The organism is Microvirga lenta, assembly GCF_020532555.1.
In the GTDB taxonomy this organism is placed as follows: domain Bacteria; phylum Pseudomonadota; class Alphaproteobacteria; order Rhizobiales; family Beijerinckiaceae; genus Microvirga; species Microvirga lenta.
In genome coordinates, this window is sequence record NZ_JAJBBR010000005.1 from 281,532 (window position 1) to 301,995 (window position 20,464).

The 20,464-nt window shown below is 66.7% G+C and carries 17 protein-coding genes; 8 read left to right on the top strand and 9 right to left on the bottom strand.

Annotated elements, in window-relative coordinates:
- Positions 1-66: 66 nt before the first annotated feature.
- Entirely contained in the window at positions 67-1,416 is a 1,350-nt protein-coding gene (locus LGR44_RS09705; RefSeq protein ID WP_226739802.1) for a TolB family protein, read from the top strand.
- Between the two features lie 90 nt (positions 1,417-1,506).
- Positions 1,507-2,136, top strand: a complete 630-nt coding sequence (locus tag LGR44_RS09710) for a calcium-binding protein (RefSeq protein WP_226739804.1) — start codon at positions 1,507-1,509, stop codon at positions 2,134-2,136.
- A gap of 80 nt (positions 2,137-2,216) precedes the next feature.
- Here LGR44_RS09710 and LGR44_RS09715 read toward each other — a convergent pair whose 3' ends face one another.
- The 5 genes from LGR44_RS09715 to ileS form a co-directional block, all read right to left on the bottom strand.
- Positions 2,217-3,500, bottom strand: coding sequence for a M16 family metallopeptidase (locus LGR44_RS09715; protein ID WP_377032098.1), 1,284 nt, complete (start codon positions 3,498-3,500; stop codon positions 2,217-2,219).
- A 16-nt stretch (positions 3,501-3,516) separates the two neighbouring features.
- Entirely contained in the window at positions 3,517-4,845 is a 1,329-nt protein-coding gene (locus LGR44_RS09720; protein ID WP_226739808.1) for a M16 family metallopeptidase, read from the bottom strand.
- A gap of 211 nt (positions 4,846-5,056) precedes the next feature.
- Entirely contained in the window at positions 5,057-5,692 is a 636-nt protein-coding gene (locus tag LGR44_RS09725) for a hypothetical protein (RefSeq protein WP_226739810.1), read from the bottom strand.
- Between the two features lie 92 nt (positions 5,693-5,784).
- On the bottom strand, positions 5,785-6,267 hold the full coding sequence (gene lspA, locus LGR44_RS09730; protein WP_264196451.1) for a signal peptidase II: 483 nt from the start codon (positions 6,265-6,267) through the stop codon (positions 5,785-5,787).
- Positions 6,268-6,401: 134 nt separating this feature from the next.
- Positions 6,402-9,350 carry an isoleucine--tRNA ligase gene (gene ileS / locus LGR44_RS09735; RefSeq protein ID WP_226739812.1) on the bottom strand — a complete coding sequence of 983 codons (2,949 nt, stop codon included), beginning with the start codon at positions 9,348-9,350 and terminating at the stop codon, positions 6,402-6,404.
- A 304-nt stretch (positions 9,351-9,654) separates the two neighbouring features.
- Between ileS and LGR44_RS09740 the strand changes: the two genes are divergently transcribed.
- Genes LGR44_RS09740 through LGR44_RS09750 form a run of 3 tightly spaced genes read left to right on the top strand, consistent with a single transcriptional unit; the run spans position 9,655 to position 12,491 of the window.
- The gene (locus LGR44_RS09740) at positions 9,655-10,764 is read left to right on the top strand and encodes a catalase family protein (RefSeq protein ID WP_226740199.1); all 1,110 of its coding nucleotides are present in this window, start codon (positions 9,655-9,657) and stop codon (positions 10,762-10,764) included.
- Positions 10,765-10,798: 34 nt separating this feature from the next.
- The gene (gene msrB / locus LGR44_RS09745; RefSeq protein ID WP_226739814.1) at positions 10,799-11,302 is read left to right on the top strand and encodes a peptide-methionine (R)-S-oxide reductase MsrB; all 504 of its coding nucleotides are present in this window, start codon (positions 10,799-10,801) and stop codon (positions 11,300-11,302) included.
- Between the two features lie 10 nt (positions 11,303-11,312).
- Positions 11,313-12,491 carry a DUF3095 domain-containing protein gene (locus LGR44_RS09750; protein ID WP_226739816.1) on the top strand — a complete coding sequence of 393 codons (1,179 nt, stop codon included), beginning with the start codon at positions 11,313-11,315 and terminating at the stop codon, positions 12,489-12,491.
- Positions 12,492-12,494: 3 nt separating this feature from the next.
- On the opposite strand, the gene LGR44_RS09755 is transcribed toward LGR44_RS09750, so the two are convergent.
- The 4 genes from LGR44_RS09755 to LGR44_RS09770 form a co-directional block, all read right to left on the bottom strand.
- Entirely contained in the window at positions 12,495-13,496 is a 1,002-nt protein-coding gene (locus LGR44_RS09755; protein ID WP_226739818.1) for a DUF4424 domain-containing protein, read from the bottom strand.
- 38 nt (positions 13,497-13,534) lie between these two features.
- Positions 13,535-14,506 carry a bifunctional riboflavin kinase/FAD synthetase gene (locus LGR44_RS09760; protein ID WP_226739820.1) on the bottom strand — a complete coding sequence of 324 codons (972 nt, stop codon included), beginning with the start codon at positions 14,504-14,506 and terminating at the stop codon, positions 13,535-13,537.
- Between the two features lie 63 nt (positions 14,507-14,569).
- The gene (locus tag LGR44_RS09765) at positions 14,570-15,451 is read right to left on the bottom strand and encodes a TIGR01459 family HAD-type hydrolase (protein ID WP_226739822.1); all 882 of its coding nucleotides are present in this window, start codon (positions 15,449-15,451) and stop codon (positions 14,570-14,572) included.
- Between the two features lie 51 nt (positions 15,452-15,502).
- Positions 15,503-16,891, bottom strand: a complete 1,389-nt coding sequence (locus LGR44_RS09770) for an EAL domain-containing protein (RefSeq protein ID WP_226739824.1) — start codon at positions 16,889-16,891, stop codon at positions 15,503-15,505.
- 194 nt (positions 16,892-17,085) lie between these two features.
- Here LGR44_RS09770 and LGR44_RS09775 point away from each other — a divergent pair, with 194 nt between their 5' ends.
- The 3 genes from LGR44_RS09775 (at position 17,086) to hisS (ending at position 20,400) form a co-directional block, all read left to right on the top strand.
- Complete coding sequence (locus LGR44_RS09775; protein ID WP_226739825.1) at positions 17,086-17,307, top strand: heavy-metal-associated domain-containing protein; 222 nt, start codon at positions 17,086-17,088, stop codon at positions 17,305-17,307.
- 106 nt (positions 17,308-17,413) lie between these two features.
- Positions 17,414-18,763 carry an aspartate aminotransferase family protein gene (locus LGR44_RS09780; RefSeq protein WP_226739827.1) on the top strand — a complete coding sequence of 450 codons (1,350 nt, stop codon included), beginning with the start codon at positions 17,414-17,416 and terminating at the stop codon, positions 18,761-18,763.
- 152 nt (positions 18,764-18,915) lie between these two features.
- A complete protein-coding gene (hisS, locus tag LGR44_RS09785; RefSeq protein ID WP_226739829.1) occupies positions 18,916-20,400 on the top strand; it encodes a histidine--tRNA ligase in 1,485 nt (494 codons plus the stop codon).
- Positions 20,401-20,464 lie beyond the last annotated feature (64 nt).

A 20,464-nucleotide genomic window follows, 5' to 3' on the forward strand; every position in this document is an offset into this window, starting at 1 on the left:
CGGCAATGTCAAAGCCGCGAGAAAGCGGAGTCGTTGCCGCCAGTCATGTCCCACCGCGAGCCAGCCATGCCCTTCACTCCTGTCCTGCAATCCTTCAGCCGCCCCGGCATCTCCGACATCATCACCCGCGTCTCGACCATGGCCGACGGCAGCCAAGGGAATGAGCGCAGCCAGAACGCCACGTTCAGCGCCGACGGCCGGTATGTGCTGTTCGACAGCTATGCGAAGCTCGTCCCGGGCGATACCACCGCTTGGCGCGACGTCTACATCAAGGACCTCCTGACCGGCACGGTCCGTCAGGTATCGACCGCCGCAAACGGCGCTCCGGCCACGGGCGGCGACAGCGACAATGCCCGCTTCAGCGCCGACGGGCGCTACGTAGTCTTCGAGAGTTCCGCCAGGGATCTCGTGCCCGGAGACACCAACGGCGAACGCGACATCTTCCGGAAAGATCTCGTGACCGGAGCCGTCGTGCGGGTTTCCACGGCCGCGGGAGGCGTCGAGAACGACGGCAGCAGCCAAGCGCAGATCAGCGAGGAGGGACGCTACATTCTGTTCCAAAGCCTCGCGGCGCTTCTCCCGGACGACACAAACGGCAAGAACGACATCTACATCAAGGACGTTCAGGACAACATCCTCAGGCGCGTTTCGCTCGCCAACGGATGGACCGAGGAATCCAACGGCTGGAGCGAGAGACCTCAACTCAGCCCCGATGGAAATTCGGCGCTGTTCGAGAGCATCGCCAACAACTTCGTGCCGAACGACACCAACGATAAAGCCGACATCTTCATCAAGAATTTCGTGACCGGGGCCGTCACCCACGTGTCGTCGGCCGCCGACGGCACGGGCGGCAACGGCACCTCGCGCGACGCTCATTTCAGCCGCGATGGACGCTACGTGGTGTTCGAGAGCGATTCCACGAACCTGGTGACCGGCGACACCAACGGCGACTACGACATCTTCCGCAAGGACCTCCTGACCGGTGCGATCACGCGCGTCTCCACCGCCGCCGACGGCGCCGAGGGCAACGGCACGAGCCAAAGGGCGGAGTTCAGTGCCGACGGCCGCTACGTGACGTTTCAAAGCACCTCAAGCAACCTTGTGGCCGGCGACACGAACGGTTCATGGGATGTGTTCCGCAAGGATCTCGTGACCGGCGAGATCATCCGGCTCTCGACGGATGCGGCCGGAGCGGAGGGGAACGACAGCAGCTATCGCCTGCGGCTGAGCGAGGACGGACGCTACGGAGTCTTCGAAAGCCTCGCCGACAATCTCGTGCCGGGCGATACCAACGGCTGGACGGACATCTTCCGCGTCGACATGGCCATGATGGTCAACCGAGCGGCTATCTCCGAAGGCCGCTTCGTGGATATTCGTCTCGGCGTCGGCGCCGCCACAAGCGTCCGGATTGCGTAGGGCGACGGCACGGTCGAGACGGTCACGCCGAAGGGAGGCACCGCTGCCCTCAGCCATGCCTATGCGACCGGCGGCACCAAGTCCGCGACGGTGACCTTGTACCAGGGCGCCCATAAGTGGGAAGGAACCTACAGTATCGATCTGGCTTCGGGCCAGATGGCGCTCGCATCCGTGCAATCCGACACGTTCCCGGGCGGAACGGGCAACGACGTCATCAAGGGCACAAGCGGCAACGACCATCTGTTCGGCGGCGCGGGCAACGACACGCTCAAGGGCGATGCCGGTCACGACACCATCGGCGGCGGTGCGGGCAAGGACAAGCTCTACGGCGGCAAGGGCAAGACCAGCAAGGATGCCTTCGTGTTCGACACCAAGCTCACCAGCAAGAGCGTGGCCAACCGGAACAAGGACAAGATCTACGACTTCGGGGCCAAGTACGACAGCCTGTTCTTCGACGATGCGGCGTTCACCAACAAGACCATTGCCAAGTACCTGAAGAAGAAGAACGCCTCGCTCGACAAGCCGGCCAAGCTCAAGGCGAGCTACTTCAAGAAGGGCAGCAAGGCCACCGACAAGGACGACTTCTTCATCCTCAAGGGCAAGAAGCTGTACTGGGACGTAGACGGCTCGGGCCGCAAAGCCATGGTGGAGATCACCAGCTTCAAGCTGCAGAAGGGCGAAGGCACCACCCTCTCCCATCACGACTTCTTCTTCATCTGACGCCCTGAACGAGAGGGTGCACGCACGAACAACAAAAAAGGGAGCCTTGCGGCTCCCTTTTCCTTTTCGGCTTCAGAACCTCAAAGTCCCGTCGGCCGCCCTGCGATCACCGTCAGCATCTGGCCGTCGCCGAAGATGCGCTCGGCGGCGATGTGGATGTCTTCCCTCGTGACGGCCGCCACAAGGGCGTTGCGGCGGGCGATGTAGTCGACGCCGAGGCCCTCGAAGGCGATCTGCACCATGGTATGGGCGATCTTCGTCGAGGTGTCGAAGCCCAGGGCATAGGAGCCGACGAGATAGTCCTTCGCCTTCTGCAGTTCCTCGTCGGTCGGACCTTGCGTCTTCAGGCGCAGGATCTCTTCCTGGATCACCTGCAGGGCCTCGCCGACGCGCTCGTTCTTGGTGGCGGTGTAGCCCCAGGTCATGGCGGCGGAGCGGTAGCTCACGAGGGACGTGCCGACGCTGTAGGCGAGGCCGCGCTTCTCGCGCACCTCCTGGAACAGGCGCGAGGTGAAGGCGCCGCCGCCCAGGATGTGGTTGAGCACATAGGCCGGGATGAAGCCCGGGTCGCGCCAGGCCACGCCCTGCGTGCCGAAGCGGATCACCGATTGCGGCACGTCGAGGTCCACCACGAAACGGGACCCGAGCTGCTTGAGCGAGGTCGCCTCGATCATGCCGAGAGGCTTGGCCTCGGGAAGAGAACCGAAGGCCTTGTCGAGCAGCACCGAGAGGCGCTCCGCATCGATGGCCCCGACGACGGCGATCTTGATGCGCCCGCGGGTGATGATCGCCTGGTGCATGTCGACCAGATCGTCCCGGGTGATCGCCGCCACGCTCTCCGGCGTGCCGGAAGTCGGACGGCCGTAGGGATGCCCCGCGAAGCCTTCCTCGAAGAAGCGACGCGTGGCCATCACGCCCGGATCGTTCTGCTGGTAGCGCAGGCCGGCGATGGTCTGCGCGCGCACGCGCTCGATGGCGTCCTGATCGAAGCGCGGCTCCGTCAGAGCCAGGCGCAGAAGCTCGAACGCTTCGTCCGCGTGCTTGACCAGGGTCTTCAGCGAACCGCCGATGGCATCGTTACCGGCGTTGAAGGACAGCTCGATCGCCCGTCCCGCGAGACGCTCCTGGAACGCATCGGAATCGTATTCGCCCGCCCCCTCGTCGAGGAGGCGCGCCAGCATCTGCGCCACGCCGGGCCGGTTCTCCGGGTCGTGGGCGGAGCCGCCCTCGAAGATGAAGGCGACGGCAATCAGCGGCACCACGCTCGATTCGACGTGCCAGGCTTCGATGCCGCCGGGAGACACCAGCGTCTTCACCGTTGTGGGGGACGCGGAAAGAGTTTCGACGGAAGCTGTCATGGTCATCTCGGTTCTCGCGGCCTCAGGCGGCCGACTTCTTCAGATAGCCCGTCACGGAGCGGCGAAGGATGAGGTAGCGCTCGGCCGCGGAAGCGAGATCGTCCTTCAGGACCGCCTCGATCTCGACCGGCCAGCGCTGAACGTCCTCGATGGTCTCGCCGATGGCGAGCGCCGAGCCGTAGATGCGGGCGAGTGCCGACTGGCTGTCGGTGGAATAGATCGTCTCGGCCACGAGCCGGGTCTTGGCGCGCTCGATGGCCTCGGAATCGAGGGCTTCGGGAATGGTCTTCAGCACCTCGTCGACGGCCCGCTCGAGATCTTCGAGCGACACGCCTTCGGCCGGCACCGCGTAGATGCAGAAGCGCGTGTCCTCCATGGCCGAGGACATGTACCAGGCACCCGCATTCACCGCGACGCCCCGCTCCAGCACGAGCTTGCGATAGAGGTAGGAGGTCGGCCCGCCGCCGATCACCTCGGCCAGAAGCTCGAGCGCATAGCAATCCCGGGTCTGCGCCGTGCGGCAGGACGGCACGAGATAGAGCCGCTGCAGGGTCGGCTGCTCGACCTTGGGATCGGCCACCGTGATGTGGCGGGCCGCCACCGGCTCCGGATCGCGCGGGCGGAACCGGACCGGACGCTCGCCGCGCGGCTCGATGCGGCCGTAGGTCTCCTCGGCGAGCTTGCGCACCTCTTCGGGCGTCACGTCGCCGGCCACCACGAGAATGGCGTTCTCGGGCGTGTAGAAACGGCGGTAGTAGTCGAGCGCGTTCTCGCGGTTGAGGGTCTCGATCTCGTGCATCCAGCCGATGATCGGAATGCCGTAGGGGTGATGCACGAAGAGGGCCGCCGCCATGGCCTCGGAGAGCTGGGCCGAGGGGTCGGTCTCGACCCGCATCCGCCGCTCCTCCAGCACCACGTCCCGCTCCGGCGCGACGACCGCCTCTTCGAGCAGGAGGTTCGTCATGCGGTCGGACTCGAACTCCATCATGGTCTTGAGGTGTTCGCGCGCGACGCGCTGGAAATAGGCCGTGTAATCGAAGGAGGTGAACGCGTTCTCCTGGCCGCCGAGAGAGGAGACGACCTTCGAGAACTCGCCCGCCGGGTGCTTCTCGGTGCCCTTGAACATCAGGTGCTCGAGGAAGTGAGCGATGCCGGACTGGCCCTGCGGATCATCCGCCGAACCGTTGCGGTACCAGATCATGTGCGTCACGACGGGCACGCGGTTGTCGGGGATCACCACCACGTCGAGGCCGTTGTCGAGGGAGAAGCTCGACACTTCCGGTCCGCCACCTTCCGTCCGCCCGAAGGAGGCGGCATCGGTACGCAGGAAAAGTGTGGAGGGGGTGTCCATGATTGTTCAACCTTAGCGGAATCAAGTCGGTTCGTAGGATCGCCTACGGGAATAGTCCAATCCGGCGAGCACGCAAGCGGAGCAGCACAACTTCAAGGTGCGACACGGTTTGCGCTCGGGGGAGGCAGGCTTGGCCTTTCGGCCTTCTTAAAACATTTCAGGCGAAACGAGGGGTCCCGTTCGCCTGAAAGAAGCGGAAGTGCGGCAGAACTCAGCGCCTGCTCTGCTCGCGGATGAAGGACTGGGGGCTGTCCGGATCGCCGATGATCTCCACCCGATCCTGTGAAGCCTTGAGCGGGGCTCCGTTAGCAGCCTTCAGGAGGCTTCCCGGAGGATCGCTGAGATAACGGCGCTCGAGCCCGTCGCCTTCGAGCTCGGCTTCCTTCTGCGTGCTGAAGGAGCGGAGCTCTTCGGGCGTCATGACGCTCTTGTCGGCCTGACCGCCGACCGGACCGGTCGGGCCCGAGACGTAGTTGTTGGGATTGCGGCCTGCGCGGATCTCCTCGATGGAGAGGCGCTTGCCTTCGCTGTTCTTGTACAGCTCGGTGCTGGTGTAGGGCGTCCGCGCCTCGGCGGCGGCCTTGCGGGCGGCGGCCACGTCGGGATCCTTCGGCCAGTTGCCGTTCCGGGCCTCGACGCCGCCCGGCACCGGGGGACGCAGTTCCATCTTGGGCGGGAGCACGAGCGGCGCGCGCTCGTTGTAGACGATCGGCGGCTTCTCCTTGGGAATGATGCCGATGCTGCCGAGGATGCTCTTCACGACCTCGCCCTCCTGCGCCGAAGCTCCGGAGGCGGCGAACAGAAGCGCCATAGCGCCCACGCAGCCAAAGACTTTCATTCCCTTCATGGCACCCACCGTCTGGTTTCCAATTCTTGCCGGAACGCCTGATTGCTCATTCAGGCAAACATAAGGCGGCTCGGCATTCTCGCGTTGCAGATTTACCGCACTCGGCGCTTTTCCAGCACAAAGGAGTCATAAAGCAATCCGACGACCCCCGCAACGATGGCCGCGTCGGCCACGTTGAAGACGTACCAGGACCATGTGCCCCAGTGGAGCAGGAGGAAGTCGAACACCGCTCCGTAAGCGAGGCGGTCGACGACGTTGCCGATGGCGCCGCCCACGATCAGACCCAGGGACGCGGCCAGGAGCCGGCCCTTGGTGTTGCGGATCCAGAAGGACAGGCCGATCGACGCCAGGATCGAGACCACGATCAGGATCCAGCGGCCGAGATCGGTGCTCTGCTGGAACATTCCGTAGGAGATGCCCCGGTTCCAGACCACGATCAGGCTGAGGAACGGCGTCAGGCTCACCGGCTCGCGCACCGGCAGATCGTAGATGAACAGGGTGTAGAGCTTCGTCGCCTGGTCGAGGAACAGGGTGATCAGGGCAACGGTGAAGCCGATGCGGGCGGCGGCGGACAGCCCGTCCTTCCGGGTCTTGCGCTTCCCCCCTCCCCGCGGAGACGGGGAACGGTTCGAAGGCCCATGACGCTTCGAGCCGTCCTCGTCGGAAGCATTGAGCCCGGGAAGCGACGTTCCCGAATTGTCTGCCTTTGTCATTCCGCGGCCGCTCTCAGCTGGTCCCATTCACGCAGGGCGGCGGCGTCGCGGGGGGTCACGTCGGGATAGTCGGGATCGGTGCCCACGTCCGGCGTCACCTTCCAGGACCGGGCACATTTGCGGCCCTCTGCCAGACGCGGAACGACCGCGACGCCCTTCACGTCCTCGAGGCGGAAGGCTTCGGCCGGGCCTTCGCCCTGCGCCACCTCGATGCCGGAGGTGATGCAGATCTCGGCGAGGTCCAGCCCCTGCACCGCGTTCCACAGGCTCTCGTCCGCGATGAAGACGGCGGGCGCCGCCTCGAGGCTCGCGCCGATGCGCTTCTGCGCGCGCTCGATCTCCAGCGCGCCGGTGACGACGCGGCGGACGCGGCGAACCTTCGACCAGCGCTCGGCCAGAGCCTCGTCGCGCCAATCCGCCGGCACGTCGGGGAAGGTTTCGAGGTGGACCGATTCCGCGTTCGGGTAGCGCGCGAGCCACGCCTCCTCGGCGGTGAAGGCGAGGATCGGCGCGATCCAGGTCGCCACGCAGCGGAAGGTCTGGTCGATCACCGTGAGCGCGCTCCTGCGGACCTTGCTCGAGATCGGGTCGCAATAGAGCGAGTCCTTGCGGATGTCGAAATAGAACGCCGACAGGTCCGTGGTCATGAACGAGTTGAGGAGCGCGATCACCCGCTTGTAGTCGAAGGTGCGATAGGCCTCGCGCATCTCGCCGTCGAGTTCGGCGAGGCGATGGAGCACGAAGCGCTCCAGCTCCGGCATCTCCGCCACGGCGACCTTGTCGGCCTCGCGGAAGTGATGCAGCGAGCCCAGCATCCAGCGGATCGTGTTGCGCAGCTTGCGATAGGTCTCGACGAAGGTCTTGAGGATCTCCGGACCGATGCGCAGGTCGTCCGAATAATCGGACGCGGCCACCCACAGGCGCAGGATGTCGGCGCCGGAATCCTGGATGACCTTCTGAGGCGCCACCACGTTGCCGAGCGACTTCGACATCTTCTGGCCCTTCTCGTCGAGAACGAAGCCGTGGGTCAGGACGATGTCGTAAGGCGCGCGGCCGCGCGTGCCGCAGCTTTCCAGCAGCGAGGAATGGAACCAGCCGCGATGCTGGTCCGAGCCTTCGAGATACATGACCTGGTCCGGCCCGCCATCGACCTTGCGCCTGACCTTGAGGTCGTCGCGCTTTTCCAGCGCGAAGGCGTGGGTGCAGCCGGAATCGAACCACACGTCGAGAATGTCGGTCACCTTCTCGAAATCGGCCACGTCATGGCCGCCGGCCTTCAGGAAACGGGCGCCGTCGTCCACGTACCACGCATCCGCGCCCTCCTTCTCGAAGGCCTCGGCGATGGCGGCGTTGACGCGTTCGTCCTTGAGGATCTCGTTCGTGCCCTTGCGGACGAAGACGGTGATCGGCACGCCCCAGGCGCGCTGGCGCGACACGACCCAGTCGGGCCGGTTCTCGATCATGCCGGTGATGCGGTTCTCGCCCGTCTCCGGCACCCACTCGACGGTCTTGATCGCATGGAGCGCGCGCTGACGGAGGGTATCGCCCCTGTCGTCGAGCGGCTTGTCCATGGCGATGAACCATTGCGGCGTGTTGCGGAAGATCAGCGGACCCTTCGAGCGCCAGGAATGGGGATACTGGTGCTTGAGGCGGCCGCGCGCGATGAGCGCACCGACCTCGACGAGCTTCTTGATCACCGCCTCGTTGGCGCCCGCATCCTTGCCCTTGTCGTCGTAGATGCGCTCGCCCGCGAAGAACGGTACGTCGGGGAAATAGGACGAGTCCGGCGACACCGTGTGCGGCACCTCCCGGGTGCCGCAGGCTTCGAACACGGCCTTGTGCTTCACGTAGGTGTTGTAGTCGTCCGCGCCGTGGCCGGGAGCCGTGTGCACGAAGCCCGTGCCCGCATCGTCGGTCACGTAGTCGGCCGGCAGCACCGGCACCGCGAAGTCCCAGTAGCCGCTGGCGCCCTCGAGGCCGCGGAACGGATGGGCGCAGCGCTCGATCATCACCGGCAGCACGTCCTTGACGCGCTCGTAGCCGGCCACGCGGGCGGCGGCGAACACCTCGGCCGCGAGCTTGTCGGCGATGACGAGCTCGTCGCCCACCTTGGCCCAGTTGTCGTCGGCGGCTTCCGTGACCCTGAACAGGCCGTAGGAGATCTCGGCCCCATAGGAGATGGCGCGGTTGGCCGGGATCGTCCAGGGCGTGGTCGTCCAGATGACGACGGAGGCGCCGTCGAGATCGCCGTCGAGGGTGTTGGTGATCTTGAACTTCACCCAGATCGTGGTCGAGGTCTTCTCGTGGTACTCCACCTCGGCCTCGGCGAGCGCGGTCTTCTCCACGGAGGACCACATGACGGGCTTCGAGCCGCGATAGAGCTGGTCCGAGACCGCGAAGCTCATGATCTCGCGGGCGATCTGCGCCTCCGCGTCGTAGGACATGGTGGCGTAGGGATGGGACCAGTCGCCCTCGACGCCGAGGCGCTTGAACTCCTCGCGCTGCACGTCGATCCACTTTTCGGCGAAGGCCCGGCACTCGCGGCGGAACTCGACGACGTCCACGTCGTCCTTGTTCTTGCCCTTGGCGCGATACTCCTCTTCGATCTTCCACTCGATCGGAAGGCCGTGGCAGTCCCAGCCGGGCACGTAATTGGAGTCGAAGCCCAGCATTCCCTGCGAGCGCACCACCAGATCCTTCAGGATCTTGTTGAGGGCGTGCCCGATATGGATGTTGCCGTTGGCATAGGGAGGGCCGTCGTGGAGCACGAAGCGCGGACGGCCCTTCTGGACCTCGCGCAGGCGCTCGTAGAGCCTGTTCTCGTTCCAGCGCTGCAGGAGCTGCGGCTCGCGCTGCGGCAGGCCGGCGCGCATGGGGAATTCGGTCTGCGGCAGGAAGAGCGTTTCTGAATAGTCGCGCGCAGGGGCTTCGGTCTTGTCGGACATGACGGTCAATCGATCTTGAGGATGGTCCGCGGGCGGCGGAGCGCATCAGGCTTCTGTGTCAAAGGCGAAACGGCACAATCCCGGACCCTCGCGGCTCACGCGAAGGCCGGGCCTGTAATTCGCAGGGCGCGGATGCGGTCCGCGCGGAAAGCCTGAGAAACCATGGGCATGGCAAGCCTTTTAGCAGCGACGGGCCGGATAATAAAGCGTGACGGCGGCAAGAATGCCGGAACTGCCCGGCTGCCTGTCCGGTTTGGCAACGGCGCCCTGGAATGGCTGTCCCCCGATCCTGGAGAACCTGCCGATGAGCACCCCGACGACCGCCCCTGCCTCGCCCCTGCCCTACGACCCGTCCGTCGAGACGCCGGGGAAGGACGAGGCGGAGATCGAGGCGAGCATCCTCGAATCCATGCGCAGGATCCGCGAGCGGACCTTCCGGGACTACGGCCACGCGGTCCGCAGCGTCCACGCCAAGAGCCATGGGCTGCTCCAGGGCGAGATGCGCGTCCTCGACGGCCTGCCCGAGGTGCTGGCGCAGGGCATCTTCGCCAGGCCGGAGGCCTATCCGGTGGCCCTGCGCCTCTCCACCACTCCCGGCGACCTGCTGGACGACAGCGTATCGACGCCGCGGGGCATGGCCATCAAGGTGGTGGGCGTGGAGGGGGACCGACTGCCCGGATCCGAGGGCGACAGAACGCAGGATTTCGTGCTCGTGAACGGCCCGGCCTTTCAGGCGGATGCGAAGACCTTTGCCCAGAACCTCAAGCTTCTGGAGAAGACCACGGACCGGCTCGACCGCACCAAGAAGGCCGTTTCGGCCGTCTCGCGGGGCCTGGAGACCCTGATCGAGGCCTTCGGCGGGGAGAGCGCCAAGCTCAAGTCCCTGGGCGGACATCCCAAGACGCACATTCTGGGGGAAACGTTCTTCTCTCAGGTCCCGCTTCGCTACGGCGACTACATCGCCAAGGTTTCGGTCGCCCCGGTCTCGCCCGAGCTCATGGCCCTGAAGGACGCGCCGCTCGACCTGAAGGGCAATCCGGACGGCTTGCGCGCGGCGGTCGTCGAGTTCTTCCGCCAGCATGGCGGCGTGTGGGAGGTCCGGGTCCAGCTCTGCACCGATCTGCAGACCATGCCGGTGGAGGACGCCACCGTTCCCTGGCCGGAGGACGAGAGCCCCTACATCCCCGTGGCCCGGATCTCGGTGCCGCCGCAGGAGGCCTGGAGCGAGGGCAAGGCCGCGGCCATCGACGAGGGCCTCTCCTTCAGTCCCTGGCACGGGGTGGAAGCCCACCGCCCGCTGGGGATCATCATGCGCCTTCGTCGCAGGGCCTACGAATTGTCGGCCCGGGACAGGGCAACGCACAACGGGCACCCTATATCGGTGCCGAAGGCGCTGGACCGCACGCTTGCGTGAGGGCTAGAAAAGCCGAGAGATGGAAGGACGAGACATGGACCATTCGACCACCATGACCGAACAGCGCTCCAAGGCCGGCTTCGATCTGACGCCCCCGACCGAAGAGCAGTTCCGCAGGCTCGTGGACGACCTCGACGACGAGGAGCGCCGGGTGCTCCTGGAGCACGGCACCGAGCGCCCCTTCTGCGGGATCTTCAACGAGGCCAAGGAACAGGGCACCTATGCCTGCCGCCTGTGCGGCCTGCCCCTGTTCAAATCCGGCGCCAAGTTCGAATCCGGCACCGGCTGGCCGAGCTTCTTCGATCCCATCGACCGGTCGCACATCGCCTTCGTGCGCGACACGAGCTACGGCATGGTCCGCACCGAGATCCGCTGCGCCCGCTGCCAGGGCCATCTGGGCCACGTGTTCAACGACGGTCCCCCGCCTACGGGCGAACGCTATTGCATGAACTCGGTCTCCATGCGCTTCGTGGCCGAGGGCGACCCTCTGCCGGACCTGCTCGACAGGGGCGCCCCGGAAGGCGAAACGGTGGCGTAGCACCGCTCCGATGGCGGGCGGATCGGGAGCGGAGCAACGGGACGGCGCCGGCTTCTATGCCGGACTGCCCGTCTTCGACCGCTTCTCCCGGCTGACCGATCCCGCTATCTACACGCCCCTGCCCGACGATTGGGTGCTCGGTCTGAGCGATATCGTGCGCTCCACCGCCGCCATCGAGGCCGGGCGCTACAAGGAAGTGAACGCCGCCGCCGCATCCGTCATCGCGGCCGTCGCCAATGCCTTGGGCAATCACGATTTCCCCTTCATCTTCAGCGGCGACGGCGCAAGCTTCGCCCTGCCGTCCTCCCAGGCCGATCTGGCGCGCGAAGCCCTCGCCGCCGTGGCCGCCTGGGTGCGGGACGTGTTCGGTCTGTCGCTGCGCGTCGCGCTGGTTCCGGTCCACGAGGTCCGGGAGCAAGGGCACGATGTCCGCATCGCCCGCTTCGCGGCTTCGCCGGACGTGACCTACGCCATGTTCTCCGGAGGCGGGCTCGCCTATGCGGAGCAGGCCATGAAGGCCGGTTCCTACGCCCTCGAACCGGCGGGGCCCGGAACGCTGCCGAACCTGACCGGCCTCTCCTGCCGCTTCGACGAGATCCGCTCGGAGCGCGGCGTGATCCTTTCCCTGATCGTCGTTCCCGGCGCCGATGCGGATGCGGCATCGTTCAACGACCTCATCGGCCGGCTCCTTTCCCTGGCCGAGAGCAAATCGGGCGCCGGCAGGCCCGTTCCCGAGACCGGTCCGAGGCTCGCCGCCCCGTTTACGGGCTTCGGCCTGGAGGCCAGGGCCCTGGGGACGCAAGGGAGCTCCCGTCTCGCCACCTATGCCAGGCTGGCGGCCCAGCGGTTGACCGCCTTCGCAATCTTCCGGCTCGGGCGGCCGGTCGGCAGCTTCGATCCGGTGCGCTACACGCGCCAGCTCGTGGACAACACGGATTTTCGCAAGTTCGACGACGGGCTGCGCATGACCCTCGATTGCACGCCCGCTCTCGCGGACCGCCTGGAAGCTCTTCTCGCCGAGGCCCAGAACCAGGGGATCGCCCGCTACGGCCTGCACCGGCAGGATGCGGCGCTGATGACCTGCTTCGTTCCCTCTCCGACCCGCAGCGACCACATCCACTTCGTCGACGGGGCCATGGGCGGCTACGCCATGGCGGCGCGGGCGCTCAAGCCTCAGGCGGAACCCTGACGCTCAGGATTTTCCCGCATCCAGGATCAGCACCTTGATGTTCTGCCTCGGGACGAAATCTGTCTTCGTCATCTCGAACTGCGTGGGCCCGACCTTCTTCACGCCCTCGCCGCAGAAGCTGACGAGGTTGTCGGGATGCTTCTTGTCCACGGTCAGCTTGAAGCTGCCGATCGGACCGGCCCAGTTGCCGCCCGTCACGAGAACATAATCGATGTAGCGCGCCAGCGGCGCGACGGGAGCCTTGCGCTGGCGCTCGGCCCAGCGCCGTGCACCGCGGACGAAGTCCCTGTCGGCGCAAGCGCCCTCGGCATAGGAGGCGATCCCCTCGCCGCTTCTGGCCAGGGAGTCCAGATCGACCACGGCTCCGCCGACGCTCGGCTTGTAGCGATGGCCGATCAGCACGTCCTGCCCGGCCGGGAAGGTCTGCTGCCAGTGATAGGTAGCCCTGAGCACCCAGCGCGGGATCAGTTCGGTGTCTGGGCCGCTTCCCCCGGCATTGTCCAGAACCTCGACGGCCCCGGCATCTTCAAGCCGCTTCAGCGCGGGCGGGGCGAGACGCCTGAGAGCCTCGTCCACCTCGGGCGCATAGGGCTCGAGCGGAACTTTCAGCTCCCGAAGGGCAGCGGTCACGTTCTCCTCGCCCACCATGGCCTTCTTCTCGAGGCTGAACGGGATGCTTTTCCCGTTCACCGTCACCGAGAAGCGCATGGGGTTCTCGGGCGGCCCGTCGGGATAATCCGCATCGGAGAAATAGTGATCCTCGATATCGGGCATCGGAAAGGCGACGGTGCCCGACACGTCCCGGTCGGTGCGATTGCGGAACCGGTAGTTCACCCGGACTTCGTCCATGGAGAGGAAGAGATCCTCCGAGACCATGCCGACGGCGTCCGTCCGGCTGAAGGTCAGCCCTCCGGCCGCGAAGTTCGCCATCGTGTCGTTGGCTGTCGCCGCTTCAAGGGGCAACGCCAGGAGCGCGAGGGACAGAAGGGCCTTGAGACGGTTCACGCCAATTCTCCCGCGCGGACGTTGTGACGGCTTTTTTCCTATTCGATCATCGAGCGGGTGTCATCCTCGGCCAGCATCCGCCTGGCCTCGGCGGAATCCCGGTCCATCTGCGCGATCAGGGCCTCGATCCCGTCGAAACGCAGCTCACCCCGGATCCAGCCGACGAACTCCACGTCGAGGGTTCGCCCGTAGAGGTCGCCCGCGAAATCGAAGAGATGCACCTCGAGAAGAGGCGCGCCGTTGTCGAAGGTCGGGCGGCGGCCGAAGCTGGCGACGCCGTCCACGGTCCTGCCGCCGACATTCGCCCGCACGGCGTAGATCCCGTGGTGCAGGCGGCAATCGTCGGAAAGGCGCATATTGGCGGTGGGATAGCCGAGATCGCGCCCGCGCTTGTCGCCGTGGCGCACCTCCGCCTGAAGAAACCAGCGATATCCCAGAAGCCGGTTGGCGAGGGCCACGTCGCCCGCTTCCAGCGCCGTGCGGATGGAGCTGGAGGAAACGGGTTCCGTGCCCTGGGTCACGGCAGGCGCGATCAGGCAGTCCATGCCCCGCGCGGCGCAGAGCTCCTGCATCCTGGCGGGATTGCCCTCGCGCCCGCGGCCGAAATGGAAGTCGTGGCCGATCACGACGCCCGACACGTGCAGGTCCCGGTGCAGGACGTCCACGAATTCCTCGGCGCTCAGGGCGGCGAGATCTTTGCCGAAGCGCCTGAGGAAGACGCCGGCAAGGCCGAGCCGGGCCATGACGGCGAGCTTGATCGGCTCCGGCGTGATGCGGAAAAGCGGCTTGTCCGGCTGGAAGAAAGCCCGCGGATGCGGCTCGAAGGTGACGACGGCTCCGGGGCGGCCGGACTTCACCGCCATCCCGATCAGGTGCTGGTGCCCGCGATGGACGCCGTCGAAATTGCCGATGGCCGCCATGGCGCCCCGCAGGCTCGCGGGCACGGCTTCGCCGTCGCGGCACACCACGAAGGAGGACGGCACCTTTCGGGAAGCGTGTTCGGAGAACATGGGATCAGGCGGGCTTGTGCGGGAACCGGACCCTGTCGAAATCCGGCCGGTGGGTCAAGGCGTTCAGGCGGCCCAGGACAGGGCGTCCGTGATCGCCTGCGGCCGCACGGGCTGGAGATCGACCCAGTCCTGCACATGCTGCGAGACGAGCGGTCCCATATGGGCGTTCAGCTCCTCCGCATGAATGCCGCGGGCGATCAGAAGGGAGTCGATCCCGTAGCCTGCGGCCCCCGCAATGTCGGTGCGGATGGCGTCGCCGATGGCGAGCACCCGATCCTTGGGAATCTCGCGGCCGTTGAGCTCGGCGGCCATGGCGATGGCCCGCTCGTAGACCGGAGCGTGCGGCTTGCCGGCATAGAAGACCTCGCCGCCCATCTCCTCGTAGAGCTGCGCGATGGCGCCGGCACAGGGCACCATCACGTGGCCCCGCTCCACCACGAGGTCCGGATTGGCGCAGACCATCCAGAGATTGCGCTCGAGCATGGCCTCGAGGCGGGGACGGTAATCCTCCGCCGTCTCCGTCTCGTCGTCCTCCAGCCCCGAGCAGACCACGTAATCGGCCTCCCCGATGGAGCCGAAGCGCACATCGAGCCCCGTATAGATCGGCCGGTCCCGGGGCGGGCCGATATGGTGGACGACCTTGTCGAGCCGCTCCTCGATGGCAAGGCGGGTGAGGTCTCCCGAAGTGACGATGGCGTCATAGGCCGAGCGGGGAACGCCGAACCCATCGAGCTGCGTGCCCACGGCGCTTCCGGGACGGGGCGCGTTGGAGACGAGAACGACGCGTCCTCCCCCCTCGCGGAACCGGGTCAGCGCTTCGCTGGCGGGCTCGAAGGCTTTGACGCCGTTGTGCAGAACGCCCCACACATCGCAGAGAACGAGATCGTAGCGGTCGGCAAGGGGTTTCAGTCCCTCGACAAGAGCGGGGCGAAGAGAGGCGGTCATGGGAGCTCGCTGGCTGTGAACCCGGGCGGGTAGGCTGTCCCGCCCCCGAAGTCAACCGGCGTGGCGCAGCACCGGTTCGCGGGCATCAGCAGAAAAGGCGGTTTTCGCGGAGGACGGCCCCAGCACATCCCCCCGGATCGCCCGAGGCGCGGCGAAGACGAAGCCCTGGGCCAGCGGCACGCCGAGCTCGGCGAGAGCCGGCACCGCCTCCTCGCGCTCGACCCGCTCGGCCACGAGCTTGATGCCCTCGCGCCGCAGGACGGAGGCGAAGTCGCGCACCCCGATGTCGTGGCCGAACCCGCGGCTCTCTTCCTTCTCGGCGGTCGCGATCATCAGCTCGGCCGGAAGCTTCAGGAAACGCACCCCGAGATCGGCCATGGCCGGCGCGTCGAAGGCCAGATCGGCGGCCCGGTCGATCGAGAAGGGCACGCCCCGGTCGCGAAGGGCGGCGAGCGCCTCCTTCTGGTCCCTATCGAGGCTGCGCCAGGCTGCCTGAGGAATTTCCAGCACGACCTTGCCGGCGATTTCGGGAGCGTCGTCCATCACCCGGGCGAGGGAGTACAGGAAACCGGGCTCCCTGATCGACCGGGGCGAGAGATTGACGGCGACGATGGCCTCGCTCCCGCGGGCCACCAGATGGCGCGCCACGGCAACAGCCCGCACCACCATCCGCCGGTCGAATTCCGGCGCACGGCCGAGGCGCTCCAGGACGGGCAGGAACTCGATGGGACCGAGGAGCGTGCCGTCCACCAGCCGCAGGCGGGCGAGAGCCTCGTAGAAGCGGATCTTGCGCTGAGGCAGGGCCACGACCGGCTGCAGGTGGAGCTCGATCCGGTCGGCCTCGAAAGCCTGCGTCGCCAGCCGCATGCGTCCGATCTCGTCCTCCGTGGGCTGGGGACGGGCGGGAAGCAGGGACGGCTCGGGCTGAATATCCGGCAGGGAGGCGAGCGCCTCCACCACGTGCCGGTCCGGGGCGGGCCTGGATGAGAGCCTCTCGCCCCCGTCCGACCTCGCGCCGCCGTTCAGGGTGTCCTTCAGGTCGGCCACGTCCCGGTTCTGCGCGGCCACGCTCCGGGCGAGCTCGCGCACGACTCCGCCCAGAAGGCCGACGGTGCCGGTCACTTCCGCCACGGTGGAGCGCAGGGCGGGATTGGCCTCGGGCGCGCGAACGTGCTTCTCGAGCTTGACCAGCCGATTGGCCAGGAAGGCGACATCCGAGGAGGCCTTCTCGGCGGCCTTCGTCGCGGCATCCGTCCGCAGCCACAGGATGGCGATGCCCGTCAGCGCGGCCACATGGAGAAGCGCCATGCCCGTGACGGCGGCCCCGATCCCCATGGAAATCGCCACGACGATCACCGCCGCAGCCGATGCCAGGCCGAGGGCGAACGGCGTCGCCTCTCTTCCTTTGAAGAAAAACAGCCTTTTGGCCGTTGTTACCATGGGTGCCCCCGCTCCCCGTGGTTTCGCGTCAAAACCAGCGAATCAATTGTGCAACGATGTTGTCCGAGAGGCACCTGAACCGCAAGTGCAGCATTATTTCAAGTGCCGCATGTCGAGGATTTGATTAACAGGTCGATCTTGCCTGGACCTGTCCCCAGGCGGCGATCGACAGGACGAGCGAAAGGATGAGACCGATGGAAGAGCCCCGGAAGGATTTGCTGATGCAGGTGGAGGGAATGACCTGCCAGGGTTGCGTGAGCGCCGTGACGAAGGCCGTCCAGCGCCTCGATCCCAGCGCCAAGGTCGATGTGGATCTGGACCACGGCCGGGTTCACATCACCACCTGCGCGCAGAGCCTGGAGGTGGCGCAGGCGCTGAACGCCGCCGGCTACGAGGCGCGCGCCATGACGCTGTGACGGGAGGCCGATGAGGCTCTTGCAACCCTTGTCCCCGCAAAAGTCCTTTTGCGCCCCTGGGAAGCACTGATAGGCTGACCTCGAGAGTTCATTTCCGGGGACCGCCATGACCGCACAGACATCCAGAGCCGCCAACGATCTGTCCGCACCGAACGATCTGGAAGCGTGGTGGCTTCCGTTCACGGCGAACCGCTCCTTCAAGGCGCGCCCCCGGATGATCGCCCGCGCCAAGGACATGCACTACTACACGCCGGAAGGACGCGCCGTGATCGACGGCGCGGCCGGTCTGTGGTGCTGCAACGCGGGGCATAACCGCGACGAGATCACCGCCGCGATCCAGAAGCAGGCGGCAGAGCTCGACTATTCCCCCGCCTTCCAGTTCGGCCACGCGGCCGGCTTCGCGACCGCGGCGCGGATCGCCCAGCTCGCCCCCGGCGACCTCGACCACGTGTTCTTCTGCAATTCCGGCTCGGAGGCGGTCGACACCGCCCTCAAGATCGCGCTGGCCTATTGGAACGTTCAGGGCCAGGGCAGCCGCACGCGCCTGATCGGCCGCGAGCGCGGCTATCACGGCGTCGGCTTCGGCGGCATTTCGGTCGGCGGCATCGTCAAGAACCGCCAGTTCTTCGGCTCGCTGCTGGCCGGCGTCGATCACCTGCCCCACACCTATAACCGGGCCGAGCAGGCCTTCTCCCGCGGCGAGCCGGAATGGGGCGCGCATCTGGCGGACGATCTGGAGCGCATCGTGGCGCTGCACGACGCCTCCACCATCGCGGCCGTGATCGTCGAGCCGATGGCGGGCTCCACCGGCGTGCTGCCGCCGCCGAAGGGATACCTGCAGCGCCTGCGCCAGATCTGCGACAAGTACGGCATCCTGCTGATCTTCGACGAGGTCATCTCCGGCTTCGGCCGCCTCGGCACCGCCTTCGCGGCCGAGCGCTACGGCGTGATCCCGGACATGATCACCTTCGCCAAGGGCGTGAATTCCGGCACCGTGCCCATGGGCGGCGTGATCGTGCGCAAGGGCATCCACGACGCCTTCATGAAGGGGCCCGACAACATGATCGAGCTCTTCCACGGCTACACCTATTCCGGCCATCCGCTGGCCTGCGCGGCGGCTCTCGCCACCCAGGACATCTACCGCGACGAGAAGCTGTTCGAACGCGCCAAGGCCCTGGAGCCGGTCTGGGCCGACGCGATCCATTCGCTCAAGGGCCTGCCGAACGTGCTCGACATCCGCACCATCGGCCTCGTGGGCGCCATCGACCTCGCCTCGCGTCCCGACGCCGTCGGCGCCCGCGCCTTCGAGGCCATGGACCGCGGCTTCCACGAGCATGACGTGATGATGCGCATCACCGGCGACACCATCGCCCTCTCCCCGCCCCTCATCGTCTCCGAGGACCAGATCGGCGAAATCGCCGACAAGGTCGGACAGGTGATCAAGGCGGTGGCGTAAGCTCCCTCGCCGTCATTCCGGGACGGCCCTTTGGGCCGGGCCCGGAATGACACGTTTGGCGCCGCCTCACAGCAACAACCCTTGCCCCTCCCGCCGTCGCGGGTTAGGACGCGCCCACGCTTTCTCTTGAAAAACTGGCTGTCCTGAAAACCATGTCCAAGGCCGACAAACTCAAGGCCCGCGCGCCGCGCGGCTTTGCCGATCGCGGTCCCGCCGATCTCGCGGCGACCGAGCGGATGCTCGCGGCCATCCGCGAAACCTACGAACTCTACGGATTCGAGGGCGTCGAGACGCCCTTCGTCGAGTATACGGACGCGCTCGGCAAGTTCCTGCCCGACCAGGACCGGCCCAACGAGGGCGTGTTCTCCTTCCAGGACGACGATGAGCAGTGGCTGTCCCTGCGCTACGACCTGACGGCGCCGCTCGCCCGCTATGTGGCCGAGAATTTCGACGCCCTGCCCAAGCCCTATCGCAGCTACCGGGCGGGCTGGGTGTTTCGCAACGAGAAGCCAGGTCCCGGCCGCTTCCGCCAGTTCATGCAGTTCGACGCCGACACGGTCGGCGCGGCTTCCGTGGCCGCCGATGCGGAAATCTGCATGATGGCGGCCGACACGCTGGAAAAGGTCGGCATCAAGCGCGGCGACTACCTGATCAAGGTGAACAACCGCAAGGTGCTCGACGGCGTGCTCGAGGCCATCGGCCTCGGCGGCGAGGATCAGGCCGGCCAGCGCCTCACGGTCCTGCGCGCCATCGACAAGCTCGACCGCCTCGGTCCCGACGGGGTGCGCCAGCTCCTGGGCGCCGGCCGCAAGGACGAAAGCGGCGACTTCACCAAGGGTGCGGGACTGGAGCCGGACGCCATCGAGCGCGTGCTGGCCTTCACCAGCGCCAGGGCCGAGACGAATGCCGCGACGGTCGAAAACCTGCGAGGCGTCGTCGGCTCCTCGACCCGAGGCGCCGAAGGCGCGAACGAGCTGGCGGAGATCGCGGCGCTCGTCGCGGGCTCGGATTACGAGGACCGGATCGTGATCGATCCGTCCGTGGTGCGCGGCCTCGAATATTACACCGGCCCCGTCTACGAGGCGGAGCTGACCTTCCAGGTGCAGGACGAGGACGGGCGCCCCGTCCGCTTCGGCTCCGTCGGCGGCGGAGGGCGGTATGACGGCCTCGTCGGCCGCTTCCGGCCGGAGCCGGTTCCGGCGACCGGCTTCTCCATCGGCGTGTCGCGCCTGTTCTCCGCCCTCAAGACCGTGAAGAGCCCCATCGTCTCCGGCCAGGAACAGCCCGGCCCCGTGGTGGTGCTGGTCATGGACCGGGACCAGATCGCCGCCTATCAGCGCATGGTCTCGACCCTGCGCCAGGCCGGCATCCGGGCCGAGCTCTATCTCGGCTCGTCGGGAATGAAGGCCCAGATGAAATATGCCGACAAGCGCCAGAGCCCCTGCGTGATCATCCAGGGCTCCAACGAGCGCGAGCGCGGCGAGGTCGAGATCAAGGACCTCATCGAGGGCGCCAAGGCGGCGGAGGCGATTGCCTCCAACGAGGAATGGAAGGCGGCCCGGCCGGCCCAGTTCTCGGTGTCCGAGGACCGGATCGTCGAGGCCGTGCGCGAGGTGCTGGGGCGGCATTTCGGTTAAGGGCTGGACCTGGGAACTCCGCCCCCGCGCTGCGGGTTGTTCTCAAGCTTGACCATCAGGAGAC